A 22,746-nucleotide genomic window follows, 5' to 3' on the forward strand; every position below is an offset into this window, starting at 1 on the left:
AAGTGCATCCACGCATGGCGTGGATCTACCTAGAAGGCCATCGAGGTGCTGAACATCAGCTGCCGGGGCGCGCTGCGCTGCAGGGTCTGGTAATCCCCCGAGAACGACGAGCCGGCGATGGTGGCAGTGCCGATGTTGTGGCGGTTGAACAGGTTGCTCACGTCCAGCCGCAGCTCCAGGCCGGGCACGGCGCTATCCGCACCGAAGCGGTAGGCGGCATAGGTGTTGACCTGCCAGAAGGTCGGCACGCGGATGTCGTTCTCGTAGGTAAAGGGCTGGCGCAGGTAGGAGGTGCTGGTGGCACCAAAACGCCAGTCACCGAAATGCGCCGACAGGTCGCTGACCAGCGAGATCTGCGGGTAGCCCGGCTGGGCGTTGCCCTTGATCGGGTACACCGTGTCGCCCACCACGAAATCGCTGTCGTAGTACGAACGGGCCACGGCCACGCCCTGGTAGAACTGCAGGTGGTCGGTGAGGTCCGCGGTGATGCCGAGGTCAGCGCCGATCACGTGCATCTTCGGCATCAGCCGCACCGTGTTGATCTGCGCGAACTGGGTGCCGATGGCGGCCGACAGCAGTCGGTTGCGGATGTCGTTGTAGAACACATCGCCGGTGATCGTCAGCCGGTCGAAGCGATGCGATGCGCCCACGGTGAGGTTCCAGTTCTTCTCCGGGCGCAGCGTGCCCGCCACGCGGTCGAACTCTTCCTGGTCGGTGATGGTCCACGCCGAGGCGGTGTAGCCGATGTTGCCGCGCTGGGCGACGCGGTAGCCGTTCATGGTGTTGGCCAGGTCGATGAAGGCATCGGTGGATTCGGTCGGGCTCCAGAACAGCGAGACATGCGGCAGGAAGCTGCTCTTCGCGCGCAGCGTGCCGTTCACCGGCCGGTCCTTGGCGTCACCGAGGCCGCCGCCGCTGGTGCGGAAATCCACGGCCTTGAAGCCGACACCCAGCTTCAGTGTGTCGTTCAACACGATGTCGTCCTGCAGGTAGAACTGGCGCGAGCGGGTCACCCAGCTCGATGCGTTGTCGGTCTTGAACGCTGGACCGTACACGTCGAACGGGCCGGTGGCCTTCAATGGCGGGCCTTCGCCCAGCAGCGGCTGCTGGTACCACTCGGTCTTGGCCGCGGCCTTGCTCTTCTCCTGCCAGAAACCGGCAGTGAGGGTGTGCGCGCCGGTCTCGAACTGCAGGTTGAGCATGCCCCCCAGGCGGTTGAGGCGCGGCGTCTGCACCTGTTCGGAGAACGGTGCGCCGTTGGGTGACGGCACGGTGGGGTCGGTCAGCGTGGCCTGCGTGTGGCTGTTGGCGTTGTACAGCTGCACGTTGCCGTTCAGTGCCGGGGTGATCTGGAAACGATGGTTGATCGAGGACACGCGGTCGCGGGTGGTCTGGCCGGTGTCGTACGGAATCAGTTCGGAAAGCTCGCCACAGGTATAGGCACCGCAGGATTTGTCCGCGTTCTCCGGCGAGGCCACGTACCAGGCCCAGGCGTAGTCCGGATAGAAGATGTCGGCCTTCCAGCCCAGCTTGCGGATCATGTCGAAGGAGATGTTGTTGTAGCCCCACACCTTGGCCTTGCTGTCGGACAGGAACACGGTGAAGTCACCCCAGGCGACGTCCTGCTGCAGCTTCAGGTCGCCGCGCAGGAAGTTCTGCGTGCCCTCGCCCTGGTACTTGTCGGCCGACACACGCTGCAGGTCGACCAGCACCTTCGGGCCATGCTCGCCCAGCTGGCCGCTCTGCCCGGATACGGTGGTGACCAACGTGCTGTTGCTGCCCACGCCCTGCTTCACGCGCAGACTGGGCGTGTCCTGCAGCTCGCGCAGGCGGTATTCCAGGCTGCCGCCGTTGACGCTGCTGGAGAACACGCTGACCGGTGCGCCACCCGGGCTGACCGTGATCGCGCCGATGCCATCGGGCACGCCCACGTTCACCACGCTGGTGCCGGTAAGCGAGAGGAAGCCGTTGTCGTTCAGCGGCACGCCTTCGAAGGTGATGCCCATTTCATTCATGCGGAAGCCGCGCACGAACAGGCTGGTGGCCGAGATGTCCAGGCCCAGCCCGTCGGTGGCGGTGTAGCTGGCGCCGGGTACCTGCTTGAGCATGGCCAGGCCGTTGTTGCCGGTGACCATCGCGTCGAGGTCTTCGGCCTTGATGATGTAGCGGTTCGGGCCAACCACCTGGGTCGGTGCAACGGCGGCGCCGCGCGGCGTGGCGATGACCTGCAGGGCGTTGAGCGTGGTGGGCGAGTCGTGCGCGGCATCGTGCGTTTCTGCGGCGTACGCAGGTGCGGTGATGGCCGCGATGATGGCCAGGGCGAGGCGCGTCGTGGGCGGGGTGTTCATGGGCAGATCCAGGGTGCAGGGGGAGAGCGGCGCAGGCGCACGCCCAGCGCGATGCAGCGCCGGTGTCGGCGCCCTGGCTGGCGATGCGATTGCGTTGAGGGGATGACCGCGCGGTGCGCGCCGGTCAGTGGCAGACGAGGACGATCATCTGCCGTGGGATTCGATGGCGTGATTTCGACGTGCGAAATTCTTGCATCGCACTGCCGCATCCGCCATTGCACCGTGGTACAGCGTCGATGGCGGTGGGGATGGGTGGGCTATACGTGGGTATAGCCCCGGCGTGGTGGGGGCCGACCTTGGTCGGCGCTTGCCGTTTGTGTGTGCCAACCAAGGTTGGCACCTACCAGGGCATAGGGACGCGCGGTTACTGCAGGACGAAACGCTCGATCGCACGCGCCACGCCTTCGTCGGCATTGCTGGTGGTTTCAAATCGCGCCACCGCCTTCACCGCATCGATGGCATTGCCCATTGCCACGCTGGTGCCGGCGTACTGCAGCATGGTCAGGTCGTTCTCCTGGTCGCCGATGGCCATCACGTTGGCGCGGTCGATGCCCAGGTGCTCGGCCAGCTTCTGCAGGCTCGGGCCCTTGCCAGCACGGCGGTCGAACACTTCCAGGAAGAACGGTGCGCTCTTCAGCACCGCGAAGCGCTTGGTCAGTTCGCTGGGCAGGCGCGCGATGGCGGCATCCAGCACGTCCGGCGCGTCGATCATCATCAGCTTGATGAAGGACATCGACGGGTCCATGTCTTCCACGCGGCGGTAGGACAGCGGCATCCGCGAAAGATGCGAGTCGGCCACGGTGTAGTAGCTGATGTCCTGGTTGGGCGTGTACATGCGCTGGCTGTCCAGCGCCTGGAAGTGCACGCCCAGTTCGCGGGCCATCTGCTCGCAGAACAGGAAGTCGTCGAAACTGAGCGGGTACTCGACCACGGTTTCACGGGTGCCGATGCGCTGCACCAGGCCGCCGTTGCAGGCGATGCAGTAGTCGTCGTCGCCGGTAATGCCCAGCTCGTGCAGGAACGGTGCCAGGCCCGGCACCGGGCGGCCACTGGTCAGCACGATGTGCACGCCCAGCGCGCGCGCCTGCGCGATGGCCTGTTTGACCCGCGCGGTGAGCGTGTGGGTAGGGTCCAGCAGGGTGCCATCCATGTCGATGGCGACCAGTTCGATGGTCGATTGCCTGCGGCCCATGTCCATTGCGTTCAACTCGTGCGGGGCACGCCAGTTTACCCCCTCATGCCCGGTTCACCTCTTTGCCCACGCTGGCCGGGATACTGCGGGAGCCTGTGCGTCCCCCACCGCAGGACGGCCCATTGACCGCCCTTCCCTGGAGAACCTTGCGACGCATGACCTACCGTGCCCCCGAAACCAACGACAGCGCCCCCCTGGCCCAGCAGATCGAGCAGATGATCGACGAGCTGCCCGGCGAACAGGTCAGCGTCGGCACCCTGCTCAGTGCGCTGGGCGATGAAGGCCTGCTGCTGATCGTGATCCTGCTCTCGGCCATCTTCATCATTCCCGTATCGATTCCCGGCCTGAGTACGGTGTTTGGCGCTTCGATCCTGCTGATCGGCCTGAGCCGGGTGCGCAACCGCCCGCTATGGGTGCCGCAGAAGCTCGCCCGCCGCGAGATCGCCACCGACAAGCTGAAGGCCAACCTCGGCCGTGCGCTGAAGTGGGTGCACCGCATGGAGCGGCTGTCGCGGCCGATGCGGCTGGCGGTGATGGTGCGCTCGAAGAAGATGATGCGCCTGAACAACCTGGCGCTGGTCGTGGCCACCCTGCTGCTGATGGCGCCGGCCGGGCCGATTCCCTTCAGCAACACGCTGCCGGCCCTGGCGCTGATGTCCTTTGCGATCGGCTTCATCCAGCGCGATGGCGCGGCGGTGGCGGCGGGCTACGCGTTCGTGGTGGCCACGATGGTGTATTTCGGCGTGCTGCTGGGCGGCGTCGGGTTTGCCGCCGAGTCGGTGTTCAGCGGGTTCCGCAGCAGTACCGCGGAACTGTAGAGCCGAGCCCACGCTCGGCTGCTCTTCGTTCGGTGCACGGAAACCCGCGCGCTGCGCGCGCAAGCCGAGCATGGGCTCGGCTCTACAGAATTACTTGGCCGACACCCGCCACACCACGTCGCCCACGTCGTCGGCCACCAGCAGTGCACCTTCGGCATCCATCGCCATGCCCACCGGTGCGCCCATCAGGGTCTTTTCATCCTTCGAGGCAAAGCCGCTGACCACGGTCTGCGGCCGTCCGGTCGGCTTGCCGTCCTTGAATGACACGTAGACCACTTCGTAGCCGCTCAACGGCGAGCGGTCCCAGCTGCCGTGCTCGCCGATGAAGGCGCCGCCGTGGTACTGCGCCGGCAGCGCCTGCCCGGTGTAGAACAGCAGGCCCAGCGGTGCCACGTGCGAGCCAATGGCATAGTCCGGCACGATCGCCTTGGCCACCAGATCGGGCCGCTGCGGCTGCACGCGCTCGTCCACGTGCTGGCCGTAGTAGCTGTAGGGCCAGCCATAGAAGCCATCTTCCTTCACCGAGGTGAGGTAGTCCGGCACCAGATCGGCACCGATCTCATCGCGCTCGTTCGCGACTGCCCACAGTTGGCCGGTGCTCGGCTCCCAATCCAGCCCGGTGGGGTTGCGGATGCCCGAGGCGTAGATGCGGCTGCCACGGGTGGCCACGTCCACCTCCAGTACCACTGCGCGCCGGTATTCAACGGCCAGGCCGTTCTCGGTGATGTTGCTGTTGGAGCCCACGCCCACGTACAGCTTGCTGCCATCGCGGCTGGCCAGCAGTTCCTTGGTCCAGTGGTGGTTGATGGTGCTGGGCAGGTCGGTGAACTCGCGGCCCTTGTCGGACATGCGGGTTTCGCCGGGTACGTAGTGGTACTGCATGATGTTGCCGGTGTTGGCCACGTACAGCGTGTCGCCGATCAGCTGGATGCCGAACGGCGAATGCAGGCCTTCGATATAGACGTGTTGGGTCCAGGCGTTGGAGCCGGGCGTGCGCCGCAGCAGGGTGACCCGGTTGCCGCCCTTGCCGGCCTTGCCCGAGCGCGCCTTCACCTTGCCGGCGATCCACTGCTTGGGCGTGGTGACCGGCTCTTCGCCGGGGCCATTGCCCTCCACCACCAGCACATCGCCATTGGGCAGGGTCAACAGCCGCCGCGGATGCTGCAGGTTGGCGGCGATGCGTTCGATCTTCAGGCCTTCGGCCACCGTGGGTGATTGGCCATCAGCCCAGCCCACGCCCCGTGGCACCTGCATCGGTGGCATCAGGAAGTTCTTCGGTGCCGGCAGCGGCGGCTTCGCACCGGACTGGTCGGTGGGGTGGTATTCGGCCTTGCCGGCGCAAGCCGACAGGGTGACGGCCAGCGCCAGCGCAGCCAGGGTGGGCGGGATGTGCTTAGCCATGACGACCTCCCCGCAGCACCGGCGGCTGCAGTGACAGCAGGATCAGGCCCAGGGCGATCAGGGCCACGGTCAGCGCCGACAGGATCGTACCCGGCACCGCGACGGCATAGGCATCGCGGCTGTGCACGAAGGCATTCCAGATGGCCAGCACGACCGCGACCAGGTTGAGGAAGAAGTCGATGCGGTCGATGCGGGTAGCGGTGCCGTTACGGCGCCAGACCGCGAACAGGTTGATCAGGCGCGGCAGGATGGCGATCAGCAGGCCGAAGGTGATCAGCCAGGCCGCAGCCTTGCCCCACATCACCTCGGCGTTGTTGAGGTAGATCGCATCGAAGATCAAGGCGCCGACGAAGAAGCCGAAGGGTATGGGGTTCAACAGGCTGAACAGCGTAGTGCCAAGGCCGCGATGGGCCTGGGCGAGCGGATTGACCATCATCGTGCTCCGATGCGGAAGGGTGCACGGGGTGTAGTAGCACAGCGGGATGTGAGGGCGCGCGATGACGCCGGGATGGGATTGCCACTCCCGCCGAACAGGCACCGCGCTACGCGGATTCGTCCTCGCGCACCTCGTGGAAGGGCAGCATCGTCTCGAAGCCGAATTCGTGTTCCATGCTGGTGCGGACCAGGCCGCCAATGGCGTAGCGGCTGGTGTTGGCATGCACGTCGATGCCACCGGGCCGCCACTCGGTGCGCAGATGCAGCGTCTCTGCGCGTCGCATGACGATCCGCTCCTCCTGCAGCAGCGCGCGACGGTGCTTCTTCATCAACAGGCGCAGCGGTTTCACCGTGGTGATGCCGAATGCTGCCAGCTCGGGCAGCAACTCGGCGATATCGGCATCGTCGCCATAGTCGTGGCTGCGCGTATGCACGGCCAGCACCACCTTGCGGATGGCGGCGACCGAGAGCGGGGTCTGGTCTGCGCGCGCACGGCCGCGCTGCCGTTCGTTCTTCATGTGTGTGGTCATCTGCAAGTAGTTCTCCCTGTTTCCCACGACTCAAATTCAACCGCGCGAAGATGGCGTGAAGATGTTTGTGTGCACTGTCATAACCAGACGCACTAAGCGTTTGTGACGTAATTGGCACATCTGCAGATTGAGTGTGTGAAGAGGTAGGGGGTTCTTCGTTGTGTCGCGTTTGGCTCGTTGCGATGGGGCAGTTCCGCCCCGCCGTCCTGCCATGCCGATTCACAACAGAAGGATTCGTGTATGAAGCGACACACGCAACGCTCCGCGCCACCGCGCTCCGCGCGCCTGGCCCTTGCCACTGCCCTGGTGCTGGGCAGCCTGGCCGTCACCGCCCAGGCCCAGCAGGCTGACCCGCTGGCCGGACGCCAGTGGCACCTGCTCAACACCGGACAAGCCGTGCTGGGCGATACCCGGCCTGTGGCCGGCAACGATCTGAACGTGGACGGGCTGTTCCGCAACGGCATCCGCGGCCAGGGCGTCACCATCGCCATCGTCGATGATGGCCTGCAGATCGCACACCCGGACCTGGCTGCCAACATCGCGGCAGTCGCAGGCAAGAACTTCGCCAACGGTTCCAACAATCCGACGCCGCCTGATCCCGACGTCGACAACCACGGCACCATGGTCGGTGGCATCGCCGGCGCGGTCGGGGCCAACAATCTGGGCGTGCGCGGCGTGGCTCCGGCAGCGACGCTGAAAGGGTTCAACCCGATTTCGAGGGCTGCCCAGGGCAACCAGCAGAGCAACATCGAATATGCCTGGTGGGACGGTGCCGAATCGGCGGATGTACAGGTCTTCAACAACAGCTGGGGCGCAGGCCCTGGCAATCCAAACCTGCCGTTCGCATACAGCCAGAATGACATCACCGCCTACGAGCAGGCCTTGTCAGGCACCCGCGGTGGCCGCGGCGGCATCTATGTGAAGGCAGCGGGCAACAACTTCGACAATGCTGCGATCAACCAGTTCCAGGACGTCTGCACCAACGACACCAAGAACCGCAGGACCGGCTGTGTTCCGGCTGGCCGCGATCCACGCAACAACCTGTTCAACGTGATCACCGTGGCTGCGGTGCGTGCCGACGGTGTCCGCTCCTCGTACTCGTCCACCGGCTCGGCACTGTGGGTGTCCGGCTTCGGCGGTGAGAACGGCTGGCAGCGGCAGGTCGTGCCGGGGCAGCTGGCGATCCGCTACGATCCCGCCATCCTCACCACCGACGTCACCGGCTGCGCTCAAGGCAGCAACAAGAACAGCAGCCTGCGGAACACCCTGGACGGCGACCAGTCGGCCATCGACAGCACCTGCAACTACACCGGCAAGATGAACGGCACCTCGGCCGCCACGCCGATGGTGTCGGGTGTCGCGGCACTGGTGCTGGAAACCAACCCGAACCTGTCCTACCGCGATGTGAAGTACATCCTGGCCACCACGGCCACCCGCAACGACCCGAACCAGGCGGCAGTGACCCATTCCGACGGCCGCGTGCTGGTGCCCGGGTGGACAGTGAACGCCGCCGGCCGCGCCTACAGCAACTGGTACGGCTTCGGCGTGGTCAATGCCGCGCGTGCAGTGCAGGTGGCGGAGAACTTCCAGTCGCTGGGTGCGCTGGTAGACAGCGGCTGGCGCAATACGACGCGCACCGTGGCCATCGGCAATACCTCGGCGGCCGCCGCACGCCTCACCTTCCAGCTGGCCAACGGCGCGCGCAACATCGAAAGCGTGCAGCTCGGCTTCCGCGTCAGCCACACCAACACCCGCCAGCTGCAGTTCGTGCTGATCTCGCCCAGTGGCACCCGCAGCGTGGTGCAGCCGGCTTTCACTGCGATCGGCTCGGGTACCGGTGGCGTGCAGCGCAACTTCACCAGCTGGGACCTGTTGTCCAGCAATGCCTTCCTGGATGAGAACGCCAGCGGCACCTGGACACTGGAAGTGACCGACCTGGGGCAGGCCGCGAACGCTGCATCGCGTGGCAACCTCGAATTCTTCAAGATCCGCGTTCTGGGGCACTGATGATGAAGACGACCATTCTGTTGAGCACCCTCGCCCTCGCGGCGATGACCACCACCACCTGGGCCCAGAGTTCGGGCCAGACGCCGCCAGACAAGACCCTTTCGACCGTGGATGCACAGGCGCTGAAAGCGGCAGCCACCGGCCGTTCGTTCGATGTGGGCGGCTCACGCTTCCAGCTGGCGCCTTCGGCGACCGTGCAGCAGGCCAGCGGGGGTCAGTTCAAGATCACCCAGGGCAGCGCTGCCAGCGCACCTGCAGCGGGCACCCGCAGCAAGCGCTCTACCGATGCCGCGTCGGGCGCGACCGCACGCCTGGATGCCGGAGCCAGCAAGTTCGCCGCCGCCGTCTCCAACGATGGCGCACCGGTAGTGGCGACCTCGCGGGTCAAGGTGTTCTTCACCGATGCGGCCTCGGCCCAGCGTGCAGCCACCGCCACCGGCGGCACCGTGGTGAAGGTATCCAAGGCCTCGGGCCGCGCGATTGTGGAGTACCCGTCGGTGAATGCGGCGCTGGATGCGACCACCAAGCTGCTGTCGACCGCCGGCATCAAGGCGGCCGAGCCGGACGTGGTGCAGTGGGAAGAATCCAAGTAAAGCGTTGAGTGGTGCCCCCGGCCGGTTAGCTCTCCTGGCCGGCCGGGGGATTGGTGTGGGGGGATGTGCCGACCAACGGTCGGCACCCACGTGTCGACCAAGGTCGACATCTACCGGGGCAGCGGGCGCGACGAACAGGCGGCATCAGCCGCGCATGGCCCGGCGTTACCGGGCGGCGAGCGTGTCGCTGTGCTTGCGGCTGCAGCTGGCCAGTGCGTCGTTGCCGGCGGCTGGATGAGCCGGTTCCAGCAGCAGGCGCTGCACGTCGGAGAACAGCTTCTCCACCGGCATGCCGTAGGGCGCGAACAGGCGCAGGCGGCCCTGGCGGTCGAACACGTAACCGCCCGCGATATGGCTCATGGTGTAGGTCTCCGGCACCTGGCCGGGTTCCTTCTCGTAGAACGCCTTGAAGTCGCTGGCCATCGCGGCCAGTTGTGCTTCGTTGCCGACCAGTGCGATCGCCTTGGGGTCGAAGGCTTCCACATAGGTGCGCGCAACCTCGGGTGTGTCGCGGGCCGGGTCGACGCTGACGAACACCACCTGCAGCTGGTCGGCATCCTTGCCCATCAGATGCTTGACCTGGCTCAGCTCGACCATCGTGGTCGGGCACACGTCCGGGCAGCTGGTGAAACCGAAGAACAGATAGGTCACCTGCCCCTGCAGGTCCTTCGGGCCACGCACGGTGCCGTGGCTGTCGGGCATCGACCAATGCTGGCCGAGCTCTTCGCAGGCGATGTCCTTGGAGTAGAAGTCCATGCGCGACTGCGCGCTGCAGCCGGTCAGCAGGCCGACGGCCAGTCCGGCCAGCAGCGGCAGGCGGAAACGGGGAGAGAGCAACGAACGGGCAACAACGGCAAGACGCATCACGGGTACCACCAACGCAGGCGCGGGCGGGGTCTCGGTCAGGCCTGCCCTTGGGGGAAAAGAAGGCTGAGGTGCCGGGATGATCGTGCGGTCCATGCCGATCACCCCGGCCACGGTCAGTTGATCATCATGTGGTAGTGCATGCTCCAGATGATCCACACCGACAACGCGACGATGATGAACAGGATCACCAGGGTGAACACGAAGCTGGCCAGGTTCCAGCCACCTTCGGACTTGCGGTCCATGTGCAGGAAATAGACCAGCTGCACCAGGATCTGCGCCACCGCGAAGCCGACCAGCAGGAACAGCGTGAGCGGCCGCGACAGCACCGGGTTCATCACCAGTGCGAACGGCACCACGGTCAGCAGCGCGCACAGCACGAAGCCGATCAGGTAGGACTTGGTGGAGCCGTGCGCATTGCCGGCGCGCGAGGTTTCGACGTGGGCCATGTCAGAAGGCTCCGATCAGGTAGACGAAGGTGAAGACGCAGATCCACACCAGGTCCAGGAAGTGCCAGAACAGGCTCAGGCACGACACGCGGGTGATGTTGGTCGGGGTCAGGCCACGGCGGTAGACCTGGTGCATGACAACCGCCATCCAGATCAGGCCACTGGCGACGTGCAGGCCGTGGGTGGCGACCAGCGCGAAGAACGCCGACAGGTAGGCACTGGTGCTCGGGCCTGCGCCTTCGTGGAGCAGGTGCGAGAACTCGTAGATCTCCATGCCGATGAACGAGGCACCGAGCACGAAGGTCACGCCCAGCCAGCGCAGCACCGCCGAGGTGTCGTGGCGATGCATCGCCAGCACGGCCTGGCCGTAGGTGATGCTGGAGACCAGCAGCAGGAAGGTCTCGGCCATCACGAACGGCAGCGAGAACAGGTCCTTGCCGGTGGGGCCGCCGGCGTAGGCAGTGCTGAGCACTGCGTACGAGGCGAACAGCGAACCGAACAGCACCAGGTCGGACATGAGGTAGACCCACATGCCGAACACCTTCATGCCGCCCTGTTCGTGGCCGTGGTCGTGCTCGTGGTGGTCTTCGTGCGCCTGCGTGTCGCTGGCCAGCTCGGGGCGGGTCAACAGATTCATGCGCGTACCTCCTTCAGCTTGGCAAGGTTGGCCGCTTCGGTGCGCGCCACCTCTTCGGAACTGACGTAGTAGTCCACGTCCTCGTCGTAGGACCGCACGATCAGGGTGACGATCATCGCGATGAAGCTGGCCGCGGCCATCCACCAGATGTGCCAGACCAGGGCGAAGCACAGCACCAGGATCCAGATGTTGAGGATCAGCGGCACGCCGGTGTTCTTCGGCATGTGGATCGGTGCGTACTTCTTCGGCGGCGGCGGCAGGCCGCGCTTCTTCGCTTCGTGGAAGGCGTCCAGCTCATCGGCCTTGGGCACCACGGCGAAGTTGTAGAACGGCGGCGGCGACGGCGTGGCCCATTCCAGCGTGCGCGCATTCCACGGGTCGCCGGTCAGGTCCAGGTTGCGCTTGCGGTCGCGCACGCTCACGTAGATCTGCACCAGCATCAGGATGATGCCCGCGAACACGAACAGCGCACCGATGAAGGCGGCGATCAGGTACGGCGTCCACGCCGGGTTGTCGTACTGGTTCATGCGGCGGGTCATGCCCATGAAGCCCAGCATGTACAGCGGCATGAAGGCCAGGTAGAAGCCGATCACCCAGCAGGCGAACGACCACTTGCCGAGGCGCTCGTTGAGAGTGAAGCCGAACACCTTCGGGAACCAGTAGGCGAAGCCGGCCAGGTAGCCGAACAGCGCGCCACCGATGATGGTGTTGTGGAAGTGCGCGACCAGGAACAGGCTGTTGTGCAGCAGGAAGTCCGCGCCCGGGATGGCCAGCAGCACGCCGGTCATGCCACCGATGGTGAAGGTGACCAGGAAGGCGATCGTCCACAGCATCGGGACGCTGAACTCGACGCGACCGCCATACATGGTGAACAGCCAGGTGAAGATCTTCACGCCGGTGGGGATGGCGATGATCATCGTCATGATGCCGAAGAAGGCATTGACGCTGGCACCCGAGCCCATGGTGAAGAAGTGGTGCAGCCATACGATGAACGACAGGATGCCGATCGCCAGCGTGGCACCCACCATCGACTTGTAGCCGAACAGCTTCTTGCGCGCGAACGTGGCAGTCACTTCGGAGAAGATGCCGAACGCCGGCAGCACCAGGATGTACACCTCCGGATGGCCCCAGGCCCACACCAGGTTCACGTACATCATCGGGTTGCCACCCAACGTGTTGGTGTAGAAGTTGAAGTCCAGGTAGCGGTCCAGGGTGAGCGCACCCAGCGCCACGGTCAGGATCGGGAAGGCGGCGATGATGATCACGCTGGTGACCAGCACGGTCCAGGTGAACACCGGCATCTTCATCAGGGTCATGCCCGGCGCACGCATGCGCAGGATGGTGATGAACAGGTTGACGCCAGTCAGCAATGTGCCGACGCCGGACGCCTGCAATGCCCAGATGTAGTAATCGACACCCACGCCTGGACTGAACTCGATGCCCGACAGCGGCGGATAGGCGACCCAACCGGTCATGGCGAATTCGCCAACGCCCAGCGAGATCATCATCAGCGCTGCGCCGACCACGAAGATCCAGAAGCTGAAGGCGTTGAGGAACGGGAACGCCATGTCACGCGCGCCGATCTGCAGCGGCACGATGATGTTCATCAGGCCGACCACGAACGGGGTGGCCACGAAGAAGATCATGATCACGCCGTGCGCGGTGAAGATCTGGTCGTAGTGCTCGGGCGGCAGGAAGCCATCACTGCCCGGCCCGGCTGCCGCCAGCTGCGCGCGCATCATCAGCGCATCGGCGAAGCCACGCACCAGCATGACCAGCGCCACCACCACGTACATGATGCCGATCTTCTTGTGGTCCACGGTGGTGAACCAGTCGCGCCACAGCGGGCCCCACAGCTTGAAGTACGTCACCGCGCCAAGCAGCGCGAGGCCGCCCAGCACCATGGCCGCCAATGTGACCACGACGATCGGCTCGTGCAGCGGCACGGCCTCCCACGTCAATTTACCCAACATGTTCGTTACTCCTGGGAAACCTGGGCACCGCCGGCAGCGCCCGCCGGGGTAGCAGCAGCGGTGTTCTCACCGACGCCGATGAACTGGTCGATGACCTTCTTGAACAGCAGCGGTTCAACACTGGAGAAGTGCTGCACCGGTGCGTTCTTCGACGGTGCGGCCAGCGCCTTGAACTGCGTGAAGCTGAGCGCGTCCGGCGCGCTGCGCACCTCGGCCACCCAGCGCTCGAAGTCTTCGTTGCTGCTGGCGGTGGCGATGAACTTCATGTTCGAGAAGCCATGCCCGCTGTAGTTGCCGGACATGCCACGGAACTGGCCGGGCTCGTTGGCGATCAGGTGCAGCTGCGTGCGCATGCCGGCCATCGCGTAGATCTGCCCCCCCAGCTGCGGGATGAAGAAGGTATTCATCGTCGAGTTGGAGGTGATGTTGAATGCCAGCGGGCGGTTGGCCGGGAAGTTGAGCTGGTTGACGGTGGCGATGCCCAGGTCCGGGTACACGAACACCCACTTCCAGTCGGTGGCGATCACGTCCACGTGCAGCGGCTCACCGGCCACGTCCAGCGGCTTGTACGGGTCCAGCTCGTGGGTCGACTTCCACACGATCACCGCCAGCACCGCGATGATGATCAGCGGCACGCCCCAGACCACGATCTCCACCTTGGTGGAGTGCGACCAGTCAGGCATGTATTTCGCTTTGGTGTTGCCGGCGCGGTAGCGCCACGCGAACACGAAGGTCAGCACGATGGCCGGTATCACCACGATCAGCATCAGGCCGATGCAGATCAGGATCAGGTCGCGCTGGGCGAGCCCGACCATGCCCTTCGAATCCAGCAGCACCCAGTCACAGCCCGACAGGCCGACGCAGGCCAGGGCGACCAGCGCCAGGCGGATGCGGTTCCAGCAGATATTCATTGGAGGTCAACCCTGTTGAAGAAGCGCGCTTGACCGGCTCGCCTGCGCGCAGCGCCCGGGCGTGGAGCGGCTACACTGTGGGTACGAGGTCGCCTACAAGCAGGCGAACCACTCCAATCAAGCCCATACAAGATACAGCATTGTATGGACTTGTGCATCTGCACGTATGGAAAAAACTGACCGATGACGCCACCTGCCGCCGGCCGCCGCCTGAAACACCCCAATCGCACCTGGGTTCGCCCCTTTCGCGAGGGCGCCGGCCCGCTATACCTGCAGATTGCCCAGCAGGTGCGCGAGGCGGTGGATGACGGCGTGCTGCGCCCCGGCGACCGGCTGCCGCCGCAGCGCGACCTGGCCCAGCAGGTGGGCGTGGACCTGACCACCGTCACCCGTGCCTTCGCCGAGCTGCGCCAGGCCGGCCTGCTCGATGCGCAGGGCGCCGGTGGCACCTTCATCGCGCTGTCAGCCGGCAACCGCAGCACCTCGGTAGACCTGAGCATGAACATCCCGCCGCTGCTGGGCAGCGCGCCGTTCGCACAGGGCATGGAGGCGGGCTTCCAGCACGTGGGCCAGCAGCTGGGCCAGGGCGAACTGATGAGCTACCACGTCGGCGCCGGCACCCGTGAGGACCGCGCCGCCGCGGTGCAGTGGCTGGCGCCGATGCTGGGCACGGTGGGCGCCGACCAGGTGGTGATCTGCCCCGGCGCGCAGACCGCGCTGTGTGCGCTGATCCTGGCCCGTACCCAGCCAGGCGAGCTGATCGCCGCCGAGCAGCTGACCTACCCGGGCCTGCTGGCCGCCGCGCGCGTGCTGCAGCGGGGGGTGGTGCCGGTGGCGATGGACGCCGAGGGCATGCTGCCGGAGGCGCTCGAGGAGGCCTGCCAGCTGCGTCGCCCACGCCTGCTATACCTGGTGCCGACCATCCAGAACCCGACCACGGCGACGATGTCGGCGCAGCGCCGGCAGGCCCTGCTGGCGGTTGCGAAGCGCCACGATCTGACCGTGATCGAAGACGATCCCTACTGGTTGCTGGCCGGTGACGCCGCGCCACCGCTGGCCGCCCACCGCGACGCCGTCTGCCCGGTCTACTACATCTCCACCCTGTCCAAGTGCCTGGCGCCGGGCCTGCGCACCGCCTACCTGGTGGTGCCGGCCGGCGAGCCGATGGAACCGGTGCTGGATGCGCTGCGCGCAATCGCGCTGATGCCGACCCAGTCGATGGTGGCGGTGGCGTCGCAGTGGATTCGCAGCGGCCAGGCCCAGGACATGGTGCAGCGCTTCCAGCAGGAACTGCGCGAGCGCCAGGCGATTGCCGCGCAGTACCTGCCGTCCCGCGCCCAGGCGCATCCGGCCGGCCTGCATGTGTGGCTGCCGCTGCCACCACGGCTGGACCAGTACCGGCTGATCCAGGCCGCCCAGGAACAGGGCCTGGGCATCGCCAGCTCGGATGCCTTCAGCGTGGAAGAGCCGCCGCCGGGCAACGCGATCCGCCTGTCGCTGGGAGGCGCAGTCGACCAGGGCGCGCTGGCCGGGGCGCTGGCCAAGCTGAACGAGATCCTGTCCGAAGCCCCCGAGGCCCGGCACAACGCCATCGTCTGAACCGGACGCATAGCACTGCATCCATACAAGATGATACTTTGTATGCAATGTATGGATGAAGGGACGTGCATCGATGCGCGCCGAGAAACTGAAGTTCCACCTGGTGATGGCCGGGTGCGGTGGCTTTGTGGTGTTGATGCTGGCCGCGCTGGCCTGGGTCTGCCTGCAGCCGCAGACCGTGGATGTGCAGGCCGCCGAACGCCACGCCATCGAGCAGTGCGTGCAGCGCAGCGAGGATCCCTCGCGTAGCGAGATCCAGCGTCGCGCGCAGGCCGACTCCTGCCGCGAGATGCGCAAGCAGTACGTGCACAAGTTCGGCGGGGAAGCGTCCTGATGGGCGCAGCCGCGCCGCGTCGCCGCTGGCTGCTGCCGACGATGATCGCCCTCGCCTGCCTGTTCATGGCCGGCGTGGCGGCTGCGCTGTGGCAGTACTTCGGCTACAGCGCACAGTCCACGTTCACCGAACAGGCCATCGTCTTCGATGATTCGCAGCTGCGCCTGCCGGCCGATCTGGCCGGAGATACCGGCCGCATCCGCGTGGTGCATTTCTGGGACCCGGCCTGCGGCGTGTGCAACCGCGAGACCGGTGCGCACCTGAGCTACCTGATCAGCATGTACCGCCGAGCCGGCATCGACTTCTATGCGATCCGCCGCCCGGGTACCCAGGGCGAGCTGCCCGAGCCGCTGCGCAACAAGGTGATCAACCTGCCGACCATCGACGGCATCGAGCACATTCCGGCCAGCCCTGCAGTGGCGATCTGGGACCGCCGGGGCCACCTCGCCTATGCGGGGCCGTACAGCATCGGCATGGTCTGCAACTCGGCCAACAGCTTTGTCGAACCGCTGCTGGACAGACTGGTGCGCGGCGAGACCGTGCGCCCGAAGGGACTGCTTGCCGTGGGCTGCTACTGCCCCTGGCAGGCCAAGCGCTGAGGACGCGCAATGACATCACTGACGCTGGCCGGTGCGGCCGCCGCAAACAACAACGGCGGTCACCTGTCCGAACCGACCGATGGTTATGGACAGGCTCCCGCCGTTGGAAGCAACGATACGCCCCGACATGCTCCGTACATGCCGCGACCGGATGTCGCAGCCCGCGAATGGGTGCAGGACGTGCTCGCGCACAACGGGCCGATCTACCTGCGCATCGTCAATTCGCTGGAACGCACGGTGCGCCGTGGCGGCCTGGCACCTGGACAGCGCCTGCCCTCGCAGCGCGCGTTGGCGCAGCAGCTCGGCATCGACCTGACCACGGTCACCCGCGCCTTCGATGAAGCACGCAAGCGCGGCCTGATCGAAGCACGCGGGCCACAAGGCAGTTTCATCGCACCGCCCAAGGCCGGCTTCGACCAGGTGGTGGACCTGAGCATGAACGTGCCGCCGGTGCCCGACGCCGATGCGCTGGCCGAGACCCTGCGCCGCGGTGCCGCCGCCGTGCTTGCACGCAGCAACGCGCCCAACCTGATGACCTATCACCTGGGCGGCGGCAACCCGACTGACCGCCACGCAGCGGCGCGCTGGCTGCAACCGATGCTGGGAAAGGTGGACGACGCCTGCCTTCTGCTGACTGAAGGGGCGCAGGTGGCGCTTGCCGCGATCCTGGTCAGCCAGGGCCGCGACGAAGATTCGATCCTCTGCGATGCGCTGGTCTATCCGGGCCTGCTGCAGGCCGCCGCCGCACTGGGCCGGCGGCTGCTGCCGGTGGACAGCGACGAACACGGTATGTGCCCCGAAGCGCTGCTGCGACAGGCACGTAGTAGCGGTGCACGGCTGGTCTATCTCAACCCCACCTGCCAGAACCCGACCGCGCTGACCCTGCCGCTGCAGCGGCGCGAGGCGCTGGCGCGTGCTCTGGAGAGGGAAGGCCTGCTGGCGATCGAGGACGATCCTTACTGGCACCTCGCCGAAGATGCACCGATACCGTTGGCAACGCTGGCACCGCGCCACGTGTTCTATGTGGCGACGCTGTCGAAGGTAATCAGCCCCGGCCTGCGCACCGCCTTCGTGCACTGCCCAAGTGCCGCACACGCCGAGGCGATGACGGCCGCGCTGCGGGCAACGCGGTTGATGGGCCATCCGCTGGTGTCAGCGCTGGCCAGCCAGCTGCTGCTGGATGGCTCGGCACAGTCACTGCTGGCGCAGGTACGCAGCGAGGCACGCGAACGCATGCGCATGGCGCGCTACCTGCTGGCACCGTCGCTGCTGCAGCGCGCGGAAGGGCTGCATGCCTGGTGCCGGATACCGGCGCCGTGGACCGACGCCACGCTGGTGCGTACTGCACAGCTGCAGGGCCTGGCGATTGCGCCGTCATCGGCGTTCTGTCCGCCGGGGGTCTCGCACCAGAGCGGCGTGCGGTTGTCGCTGGGGCTGGCGGCGGACCGACGGCAGCTGGAGAGTGCATTGCGGCGGATTGACCGGTTGTTGTTGTCGGACGCGTTGCCGGCGATCGAGCGGTAGGCCTGGTAGTGCCGGTCGCTGGCCGGCAACGGCGTGCACGCATCATGAGGTTGCCGGCCAGCGGCCGGCACTACCCCAATGCCACCAGCGCCTGCACCAATGCATCCATCTGCTCCGGCCGGGTGAACACCGACGGCGTCACCCGCACGCAGGCGCCGGAATCCAAACCATCGCGATGGGTGGTGAACACGCGATGCTCATCCAGCAGGCGCTTCTGCAGCGCGAGGTTGTCAGCCACGCTGGTGCGCCCGCGCAGGCGGAAGCTGGCCAATGCGCTGGCCAGCGCCGGATCCGGTGAAGACAGCACCTCGATATGCGCCATCTGCCGCGCGGGCACAGTCCAGCGCTCGCGCAGGTAGCGCAGGCGCGCCTGCTTGTTGGCCGCGCCGATGCGCTGGTGCAACGCGATCGCTTCCGGCAGCGCCAGGTAGGCGGCGAAGTTGACCGTGCCGGTATGCACGCGGCTGCCGACACGACCGTCGTCTGTCTCGCCCATGTACGGGTCGAGGTCCGCAACGCGGCCCCTGCGCACGTACATCGCTCCGACGCCGACCGGCGCACCAATCCACTTGTGCAGGTTGATGCCAACGAAATCGGCCTTCAGCTGCGGCACCGCGTAGTCGATCTGGCCAAATCCGTGCGCCGCATCGACGATCACATCGATACCCCGTGCGCGTGCACGCTCGGCGATCTCGGCCACCGGCAGCACCAGCCCGTGGCGATGGCTGACCTGGGTCAGCAGCACCAGCTTCAGCCGCGGCAATCGCGCGAATGCGGTCTCGTAGGCCTGCAGGATCTGCGCGTGATCCGGCACCGGCGGCAGCGCGATGCGCTCCACCTGCGCGCCACGCCGCTGCTGCAGCCAGCGCACCGCACCGATCATGCTGTCGTAGTCGATGTCGGCATGCAGCACCTGATCACCAGGCTGCAGGCGGTTGTAGCCACCGATCAGCGCCAGCATCGCCTCGGTGGCACCCCGTGTCAGTGCGATCTCGTCGGCGCCCACGCCCAGCAGTTCGGCCACCTGCCGCTGCACCGCCATGTATTGCGCCGGGAACTCACGGCGGCCGTACCAGGCATTCCCACGGTTCACTTCAGCGGTGTGGCGCTGGTAGCTGGCCAACGTTTCGCGACCCATCGCGCCCCAGTAGCCGTTCTCCAGGTGGTTCACTTCATCGGTGATGTCGAAGTGGCTGGCCACGGCGGCCCAGTAGTTTTCGTCGCGGGCCAGTACTTCCGGCGCCACGGTCGTCGCGGGAATCTCCATCGGCGAAGCGTAACGCGCAGCGGCGCTGGCCGGCAGTGAAGGCAGAGCTGCAGCGGCCGGCAGCAATGCACCGGCGCGCAACAGGGAACGACGACGAGCGTCCATCAGAAGCTCAGCCGGTACTGCGCGTACAGGTTGGCGCCGTCGGTGTCGTACGGCGCGTTGCGCGAGTAGACCAGGCCACGGCTGGCCTGGAACGTGGCCTCATCCGGGTAGCGGTCGAACACATTGTCGGCGCCCACGCGCAGGCTGTGGTGTTCATTGATGCGATAGCCCACGGCCAGGTCGAGGAAGCTCATCGCACCGAAGCGCTGGTAGATGTCGCCCACCGCGTTGCCGCTGGAATCGGTCCAGGCGCCGTAGTAGCGCATGCGCGCCATCAGCGACCAGGCACCGATATCCCAGCTGCCGGTCAGGCTGCCCTTGTGCTCGGGCAGGCGGTCTTCGAACAGTACGCGCTGGGTTTCGTTGGTGGCCACCGAGGTGCTGCCGTTGTCCACCCGCGTACGGTTGTAGTTGTAGGCCAGGGTCAGCGTCATGCGGCCGGCGCCGAGGTCGCGCAGGTAGTTGCCGACCACGTCCACGCCGGTGGTGGTGGTGTCGAAGTCGTTGGTGAAGTAGTTCACCGAGGTGTAGCCCAGCGGATTGGGTGTACCGGCTGGAATGGCGAAGCTGGCCGACTGGCTGAAGCGATCGGTGAGCTTGATCTGGTAGACATCCACCGAGCCGGACAGGCCCAGGTCGGTGCGCCAGGTCAGGCCCAGAGAGGCGGTGCGCGATTCCTCCGGCTTCAACGGTCTGGCACCGAGCAGCTGCGCCAGTGGATCGTTCGGCGACAGGCGGCCGCTGGTGAAGATCTGCAGCGTGCGCGTGTCCAGGCCCTGGGTGGTGCTGGTGGTGTTGAGCTGGGCCGGCGTCGGTGCGCGGAAGCCGGTGGACACCGTGCCGCGCAGGGCAACGTCCGGCGTGATCGCAAAACGTGCCGACAGCTTGCCGTCCAGCGTGCTGCCGAAGCTGGAGAAGTCTTCGTAGCGGCTGGCCGCGCCGATGCTCCAGCGCTCGCCCAGCGGCACTTCCATATCCACGTAGGCCGCCTTGCTGCGCTGGCTCCACTGCCCGGCCTGGCTGGCCGAGAAGCCCGGCGCGCCATTGGAGTTGGCCTCCAGGCCCGCGGCCGCGCCCGGGCCGACTGCGTACGAGGCCGGATCACCGGCGCGCACCTGGTAGGTTTCCTGCCGGAATTCGCCACCGAAGGCGACATTGATCGGCCTGGACAGTGCGCCCACATCCCACTCGTAGTTGAAGTCGGCGTTGGCGTTCTTCTCGGTCTGGGTCAGGCGGCCGAGATCGAACGCGGTCGGGCTGGCCGGGCCGAGCGAGGCATTGATCGAGTTCTTCAGGCTGTAGTCGATCGCGTTGCGGCCATACGAAGCACTGACATCCCAGCGCAGCTTCGGCGTGATTTCACCGCGCAGGCCGCCGACCAGCTGCAGATCGTTCTGGACGTTGCCGTACTGCGGGCTGAAACCCACCGGGTACAGCGAGCGCAGGTTCCAGCCCGGGAAAACAGTGGTGGTGCGATAGGCGCCGGTGGTGGTGTCCGGATTGCGCCAGTTGAAATCACTGGTGCCATCGCTGTGGCTGTACAGGCCGAAGGCATAGAGCTCCAGCGTATCGCTGGCGTTGGCCTTCACGTTGAAGCCAACGCGGCGGCTTTCAAGGTCCGGCTGGCCCCAGCGCTGCACGGGGCTTGGCACGTCCAGCTCCGGATGCGCGGCCTGGAAGGCGATGGCATCGGGGCGCTGGCGGGTGCGCGAGGTGGCGTCGGAGTTGGACGATTCGGCGAACAGCACCAGACTGCCATAGTCACCCAGCGACCAGCCGGTGCGCGCACTGAAATCGCGCGAAGCACCGTCGCCCTGCGCGTACTGCGAATAGCCGGCGGTGATCTCGGTACCTGGGCCATCCTCGAGGATGATGTTGATGACACCGGCGATGGCATCCGAGCCGTACTGTGCCGACGCGCCATCACGCAGCACCTCGATGCGCTTGATCGCGCTGGTCGGAATCTGCGCCAGGTCGGCCGCCTGCGCGCCACGGTTGCCAAGCAGCGCACTGCGGTGGAAACGGCGGCCGTTGACCAGCACCAGGGTCTGGTCCGGTGACAGTCCGCGCAGGGTCGCTGGTCGCACGAACACCTGGCCATCGGCCATCGGCAGGCGCTGCACCACGAACGACGGCACCAGCTGCGCCAGCACGTCCTTCAGGTCGGTGGATTCAACGGACGTGATGTCTTGCTTGGTGAACACATCCACCGGCGCCAGCGTTTCGAACTGGGTGCGGTTGGAGGCACGGGTACCAGTGACCAGCATCGCATCGAGCTGGGTCGGCGCGGCGCGGCTGCCGCTGCTGGCATCGACCGCATCGGCCTCCGCTGCGATCGCGCCTCCTGCGCTGGCCATGGAAAGGGCGAGGAGGATGGAACGCGAAAGCTTCGAACGATGCACGGCAGGGCTCCGGGAGGGCGCGACAGGGCCAGCACCTGCGGTGGTATCGCAGGCCTGGACAAGGCGCGCAGTCTCGGCGCGATCTGTGAAGGAGGCATGACGTCAGTGCGACAGCTTGATGCGCCAACCAAGGTTGGCCCCTACCAGAACCCATCCGTCGATCCACGCCATGCGAGGATGGGGGTGCCGACCCGCACCCCGCGCCCCGCGCGCGCTGTATGCCGCCTAGCCCGTGGTCTTGCCGCCGAAGCCAAGACGGGTCGGCCGTGCCGTCCGCAGCGGAAAGAACAGCATGCCGATGGACACCATCTGGAAGGGCGTGAACAGGAACCAGATGTTGTCGGTGCCGACGGCCAGGATGTTGAAGTCCAGATCGCCGATCCACTCCAACCGCTGCAACACCGTCACCAGTCCTCCAATGGTCGGAACCGGCAGAACGCCGTGACCGGCCAGCAGCAACGTCGGTGTCAGCAGCCCGGCCAGGAGCGCGAAGCCGGCGCGGTACACCCAGGGATTGCCCTTCCAGTACGGCGCGCAGCGCCACATCAGCAGCAGCAATGCCAGGGTCAACAGCCAGAGCAACAGCCACTGGTTAACCACCATGTCCATCATTGGACCGGCTCCATTGGGCTGGCATCCCACGTCGTCGATCGCACGCCCCTTACCTCCCCCTTCATCCATGATGCGGGCATTGTTGCCGGTATGCAGGCACACGCAAAGCCCCGGCACCGCAAGAACTGCTAAACGCCAAACCTGCC

20 protein-coding genes are annotated in these 22,746 nt (G+C 66.2%); 7 read left to right on the top strand and 13 right to left on the bottom strand.

What is annotated here, in order from left to right:
* Positions 1 to 29 precede the first annotated feature (29 nt).
* On the bottom strand, positions 30 to 2,348 hold the full coding sequence (locus EZ304_RS10075; protein WP_142806939.1) for a TonB-dependent receptor: 2,319 nt from the start codon (positions 2,346 to 2,348) through the stop codon (positions 30 to 32).
* Positions 2,349 to 2,712: 364 nt separating this feature from the next.
* A complete protein-coding gene (gene yidA / locus EZ304_RS10080; RefSeq protein WP_142806940.1) occupies positions 2,713 to 3,546 on the bottom strand; it encodes a sugar-phosphatase in 834 nt (277 codons plus the stop codon).
* Between the two features lie 149 nt (positions 3,547 to 3,695).
* Between yidA and EZ304_RS10085 the strand changes: the two genes are divergently transcribed.
* Entirely contained in the window at positions 3,696 to 4,358 is a 663-nt protein-coding gene (locus tag EZ304_RS10085; RefSeq protein WP_099554847.1) for an exopolysaccharide biosynthesis protein, read from the top strand.
* A gap of 90 nt (positions 4,359 to 4,448) precedes the next feature.
* Here the strand turns inward: EZ304_RS10085 and EZ304_RS10090 are convergent, their stop codons facing one another.
* The 3 genes from EZ304_RS10090 to EZ304_RS10100 form a co-directional block, all read right to left on the bottom strand.
* Positions 4,449 to 5,759 carry a PQQ-dependent sugar dehydrogenase gene (locus tag EZ304_RS10090; RefSeq protein WP_142806941.1) on the bottom strand — a complete coding sequence of 437 codons (1,311 nt, stop codon included), beginning with the start codon at positions 5,757 to 5,759 and terminating at the stop codon, positions 4,449 to 4,451.
* Positions 5,752 to 6,192: a DUF2231 domain-containing protein gene (locus EZ304_RS10095; protein ID WP_142806942.1), complete on the bottom strand. Its 441-nt coding sequence runs from the start codon at positions 6,190 to 6,192 to the stop codon at positions 5,752 to 5,754. The genes EZ304_RS10090 and EZ304_RS10095 overlap by 8 nt, the downstream gene beginning before the upstream one ends.
* A 109-nt stretch (positions 6,193 to 6,301) precedes the next feature.
* On the bottom strand, positions 6,302 to 6,712 hold the full coding sequence (locus tag EZ304_RS10100; RefSeq protein WP_260678427.1) for a hypothetical protein: 411 nt from the start codon (positions 6,710 to 6,712) through the stop codon (positions 6,302 to 6,304).
* A 252-nt stretch (positions 6,713 to 6,964) separates the two neighbouring features.
* Between EZ304_RS10100 and EZ304_RS10105 the strand changes: the two genes are divergently transcribed.
* Entirely contained in the window at positions 6,965 to 8,731 is a 1,767-nt protein-coding gene (locus EZ304_RS10105; RefSeq protein ID WP_099554841.1) for a S8 family serine peptidase, read from the top strand.
* Complete coding sequence (locus EZ304_RS10110) at positions 8,731 to 9,324, top strand: S8 family serine peptidase (RefSeq protein ID WP_142806944.1); 594 nt, start codon at positions 8,731 to 8,733, stop codon at positions 9,322 to 9,324. The genes EZ304_RS10105 and EZ304_RS10110 overlap by 1 nt, the downstream gene beginning before the upstream one ends.
* Before the next feature lie 165 nt (positions 9,325 to 9,489).
* On the opposite strand, the gene EZ304_RS10115 is transcribed toward EZ304_RS10110, so the two are convergent.
* The 5 genes from EZ304_RS10115 to cyoA form a co-directional block, all read right to left on the bottom strand.
* Positions 9,490 to 10,188, bottom strand: a complete 699-nt coding sequence (locus EZ304_RS10115; RefSeq protein ID WP_142806945.1) for an SCO family protein — start codon at positions 10,186 to 10,188, stop codon at positions 9,490 to 9,492.
* Positions 10,189 to 10,304: 116 nt separating this feature from the next.
* Positions 10,305 to 10,637, bottom strand: a complete 333-nt coding sequence (gene cyoD / locus EZ304_RS10120; RefSeq protein ID WP_005411473.1) for a cytochrome o ubiquinol oxidase subunit IV — start codon at positions 10,635 to 10,637, stop codon at positions 10,305 to 10,307.
* Position 10,638: 1 nt separating this feature from the next.
* The gene (gene cyoC / locus EZ304_RS10125; RefSeq protein ID WP_142806946.1) at positions 10,639 to 11,274 is read right to left on the bottom strand and encodes a cytochrome o ubiquinol oxidase subunit III; all 636 of its coding nucleotides are present in this window, start codon (positions 11,272 to 11,274) and stop codon (positions 10,639 to 10,641) included.
* Positions 11,271 to 13,247 (bottom strand): cytochrome o ubiquinol oxidase subunit I, encoded by a 1,977-nt coding sequence (gene cyoB, locus EZ304_RS10130; RefSeq protein WP_012481499.1) that lies wholly within the window; start codon positions 13,245 to 13,247, stop codon positions 11,271 to 11,273. Before cyoB ends, cyoC begins: the two co-directional genes overlap by 4 nt.
* Before the next feature lie 5 nt (positions 13,248 to 13,252).
* Complete coding sequence (gene cyoA / locus EZ304_RS10135; protein ID WP_049435746.1) at positions 13,253 to 14,158, bottom strand: ubiquinol oxidase subunit II; 906 nt, start codon at positions 14,156 to 14,158, stop codon at positions 13,253 to 13,255.
* Positions 14,159 to 14,341: 183 nt separating this feature from the next.
* Here cyoA and EZ304_RS10140 point away from each other — a divergent pair, with 183 nt between their 5' ends.
* From EZ304_RS10140 to EZ304_RS10155, 4 genes are read left to right on the top strand one after another with little or no spacing between them, the layout of a single operon-like run.
* Positions 14,342 to 15,757 carry a PLP-dependent aminotransferase family protein gene (locus tag EZ304_RS10140; protein WP_142806947.1) on the top strand — a complete coding sequence of 472 codons (1,416 nt, stop codon included), beginning with the start codon at positions 14,342 to 14,344 and terminating at the stop codon, positions 15,755 to 15,757.
* Between the two features lie 55 nt (positions 15,758 to 15,812).
* A complete protein-coding gene (locus EZ304_RS10145; RefSeq protein ID WP_012481502.1) occupies positions 15,813 to 16,091 on the top strand; it encodes a hypothetical protein in 279 nt (92 codons plus the stop codon).
* Positions 16,091 to 16,690, top strand: coding sequence for a DUF6436 domain-containing protein (locus EZ304_RS10150; RefSeq protein WP_142806948.1), 600 nt, complete (start codon positions 16,091 to 16,093; stop codon positions 16,688 to 16,690). Before EZ304_RS10145 ends, EZ304_RS10150 begins: the two co-directional genes overlap by 1 nt.
* A gap of 9 nt (positions 16,691 to 16,699) precedes the next feature.
* Positions 16,700 to 18,214 carry a PLP-dependent aminotransferase family protein gene (locus EZ304_RS10155; RefSeq protein WP_142806949.1) on the top strand — a complete coding sequence of 505 codons (1,515 nt, stop codon included), beginning with the start codon at positions 16,700 to 16,702 and terminating at the stop codon, positions 18,212 to 18,214.
* A gap of 70 nt (positions 18,215 to 18,284) precedes the next feature.
* Here the strand turns inward: EZ304_RS10155 and EZ304_RS10160 are convergent, their stop codons facing one another.
* From EZ304_RS10160 to EZ304_RS10170, 3 genes are all read right to left on the bottom strand, one after another.
* Positions 18,285 to 19,586 (bottom strand): aminotransferase class V-fold PLP-dependent enzyme, encoded by a 1,302-nt coding sequence (locus EZ304_RS10160; RefSeq protein WP_142806950.1) that lies wholly within the window; start codon positions 19,584 to 19,586, stop codon positions 18,285 to 18,287.
* Complete coding sequence (locus tag EZ304_RS10165) at positions 19,586 to 21,988, bottom strand: TonB-dependent receptor plug domain-containing protein (RefSeq protein ID WP_142806951.1); 2,403 nt, start codon at positions 21,986 to 21,988, stop codon at positions 19,586 to 19,588. The genes EZ304_RS10160 and EZ304_RS10165 overlap by 1 nt, the downstream gene beginning before the upstream one ends.
* A 225-nt stretch (positions 21,989 to 22,213) precedes the next feature.
* Positions 22,214 to 22,702, bottom strand: a complete 489-nt coding sequence (locus EZ304_RS10170; RefSeq protein WP_260678429.1) for a hypothetical protein — start codon at positions 22,700 to 22,702, stop codon at positions 22,214 to 22,216.
* Between the last annotated feature and the right edge of the window lie 44 nt (positions 22,703 to 22,746).

It is taken from the genome of Stenotrophomonas maltophilia (assembly GCF_006974125.1).
GTDB lineage: Bacteria > Pseudomonadota > Gammaproteobacteria > Xanthomonadales > Xanthomonadaceae > Stenotrophomonas > Stenotrophomonas maltophilia_O.

What these genes read in the sequence shown, in the direction of transcription:
- EZ304_RS10085 (WP_099554847.1), top strand. Translation starts at nt 3,696, where the DNA reads ATGACCTACCGTGCCCCCGAAACCAACGACAGCGCCCCCCTGGCCCAG.
- EZ304_RS10155 (WP_142806949.1), top strand. Translation starts at nt 16,700, where the DNA reads ATGACATCACTGACGCTGGCCGGTGCGGCCGCCGCAAACAACAACGGC.
- EZ304_RS10140 (WP_142806947.1), top strand. Translation starts at nt 14,342, where the DNA reads ATGACGCCACCTGCCGCCGGCCGCCGCCTGAAACACCCCAATCGCACC.
- yidA (WP_142806940.1), bottom strand. Translation starts at nt 3,546, where the DNA reads ATGGACATGGGCCGCAGGCAATCGACCATCGAACTGGTCGCCATCGAC.
- cyoD (WP_005411473.1), bottom strand. Translation starts at nt 10,637, where the DNA reads ATGGCCCACGTCGAAACCTCGCGCGCCGGCAATGCGCACGGCTCCACC.
- EZ304_RS10075 (WP_142806939.1), bottom strand. Translation starts at nt 2,348, where the DNA reads ATGAACACCCCGCCCACGACGCGCCTCGCCCTGGCCATCATCGCGGCC.
- EZ304_RS10110 (WP_142806944.1), top strand. Translation starts at nt 8,731, where the DNA reads ATGATGAAGACGACCATTCTGTTGAGCACCCTCGCCCTCGCGGCGATG.
- EZ304_RS10090 (WP_142806941.1), bottom strand. Translation starts at nt 5,759, where the DNA reads ATGGCTAAGCACATCCCGCCCACCCTGGCTGCGCTGGCGCTGGCCGTC.
- cyoC (WP_142806946.1), bottom strand. Translation starts at nt 11,274, where the DNA reads ATGAATCTGTTGACCCGCCCCGAGCTGGCCAGCGACACGCAGGCGCAC.
- EZ304_RS10150 (WP_142806948.1), top strand. Translation starts at nt 16,091, where the DNA reads ATGGGCGCAGCCGCGCCGCGTCGCCGCTGGCTGCTGCCGACGATGATC.
- cyoB (WP_012481499.1), bottom strand. Translation starts at nt 13,247, where the DNA reads ATGTTGGGTAAATTGACGTGGGAGGCCGTGCCGCTGCACGAGCCGATC.
- EZ304_RS10145 (WP_012481502.1), top strand. Translation starts at nt 15,813, where the DNA reads ATGAAGGGACGTGCATCGATGCGCGCCGAGAAACTGAAGTTCCACCTG.
- cyoA (WP_049435746.1), bottom strand. Translation starts at nt 14,158, where the DNA reads ATGAATATCTGCTGGAACCGCATCCGCCTGGCGCTGGTCGCCCTGGCC.
- EZ304_RS10105 (WP_099554841.1), top strand. Translation starts at nt 6,965, where the DNA reads ATGAAGCGACACACGCAACGCTCCGCGCCACCGCGCTCCGCGCGCCTG.
- EZ304_RS10095 (WP_142806942.1), bottom strand. Translation starts at nt 6,192, where the DNA reads ATGGTCAATCCGCTCGCCCAGGCCCATCGCGGCCTTGGCACTACGCTG.
- EZ304_RS10160 (WP_142806950.1), bottom strand. Translation starts at nt 19,586, where the DNA reads ATGGACGCTCGTCGTCGTTCCCTGTTGCGCGCCGGTGCATTGCTGCCG.
- EZ304_RS10100 (WP_260678427.1), bottom strand. Translation starts at nt 6,712, where the DNA reads ATGAAGAACGAACGGCAGCGCGGCCGTGCGCGCGCAGACCAGACCCCG.
- EZ304_RS10115 (WP_142806945.1), bottom strand. Translation starts at nt 10,188, where the DNA reads ATGCGTCTTGCCGTTGTTGCCCGTTCGTTGCTCTCTCCCCGTTTCCGC.